General features: G+C 33.1%; 2 protein-coding genes. Both read right to left on the bottom strand.

What is annotated here, in order from left to right:
* Positions 1-468 precede the first annotated feature (468 nt).
* Positions 469-1,200, bottom strand: coding sequence for a DsbA family oxidoreductase (locus LOK41_RS28080; protein ID WP_241819365.1), 732 nt, complete (start codon positions 1,198-1,200; stop codon positions 469-471).
* A gap of 97 nt (positions 1,201-1,297) precedes the next feature.
* Positions 1,298-1,471, bottom strand: coding sequence for a hypothetical protein (locus tag LOK41_RS28075; protein WP_241819364.1), 174 nt, complete (start codon positions 1,469-1,471; stop codon positions 1,298-1,300).
* Between the last annotated feature and the right edge of the window lie 95 nt (positions 1,472-1,566).

Raw genomic sequence — 1,566 nt, 5'->3', positions numbered from 1 at the left:
CGTATAATATTACACTTTTATATAATAATAGTCAATGGTTTTCAAAAAAAATTTTTCAAAAAATGTGATTCATTCTTTTACATTACTATAATATGCGAGATGCACTATTGAAACTTCTCTCCCCCCTAGACAATACCCCTATCTCAAATAGTAGTAATGAACAGAAAGTCATAGCCTCCCCTTCTTACTCTATTTCTTTTACCGAGACCAATAATCTCTCTTTAATACTCCATACTATATAACAAGCTAACAATTGTATTTATCTTTACAAACCTTGAACACGTCTCAATTTAGAACGTTCCTAATGATTTAGTTATCAGGGAAATTCCTTCCTTAAAACGAACAAAACCCACAGAAGTTTCATAAGTTTCTGTGGGTTAAAATTAAGCAATTATTACTATTTCTGTATACAGTATTACGCAGCTTATTCCTCAATTACATCATATACTACATAATAGATGGAAAAAGCTATTGTTCTTTTGATGGTACCGAACAGCTACCATCTGTGCAAAGAGCATCATTTGTACCATCTGATGAAAGCTCTTGGAATTTAGGCTTAGGATTCTCTTCTTCCCACACCTTTTGAAGTGCACCAACAAACGTTTCAAGTGGTTGCGCACCTGAAATAGCATATTTTTGATTAATAATAAAGTATGGTACTCCGGTAATCCTATATTGTTGGGCAATCCCTTCATCAATTCGAACATCATTTGCATAAGCACTTTTATTATTTAGCACACTTAAAGCTTCTTTTCTATCTAAACCTGAAGCTTCCGCAATATCCGCAAGTGTTTCCGCATCACTCAAGTTTTTGGATTCAGTAAAATATGAAAACAGCAAATTTTCTATGACATCCTTTTCTTTTTCATGATTCTTTGCAAACTTGGCCAAACGATGGGCATCAAAAGTGTTCGTCGGTTTCATTTCTTCAAAATTAAAAGTTAAACCTATACTAGCTGCCTGATGGCCTATTTGTATACTATTTTGTTTAGCTTCTTCAGTACTAATCCCATACTTCGATGCAATTGCTTCGTGAATGCTTACTCCAGAATAGACTGGAGTATTTGGATCTAATTCAAAACTTTTAAACTCAACATCAACTTCATTTTTATATGAAAATTGGTCTAGAGCCTTTTCTAACCTTCGCTTCCCGATATAACAAAACGGACATACAAAATCAGACCAAACTTCAATTTTCATACTAACACCTCTTTTAATTTAGGTTTCAATCATTGTAGCACGAGCTTTGAAAGATTCAAAAATTTATGCTTCCAGAGGTCTAGTTTTATCCGATCAGCTATCGATGAGTTTCTAGTTTCAATAAATAACCCCATAATCTAAAATGAGGGAGTTGTTTAAAATAAATTCTTTCGCGAGGGTAACTTTTTTCAAAACACTCTACTAATAATCTTTGAATAGCCAGCCTCAATTTTTGATTGATTTCATACTCAAAGACCGTTTCTATGTTCAAGTTATCTTCTCCTCATGATTAAGTTTTTTAAGTTTCCCACAAAAATTTCGTCAGCATGAAACAATAATCCTTCTAGCAATACTTTTTGAAACCAC

Source organism: Bacillus sp. TL12 (assembly GCF_022625245.1).
Taxonomy (GTDB): domain Bacteria; phylum Bacillota; class Bacilli; order Bacillales; family Bacillaceae_G; genus Bacillus_A.
Note: the sequence above shows the minus strand (reverse complement) of the source record. Positions and strands in the feature narration are given on the sequence as shown.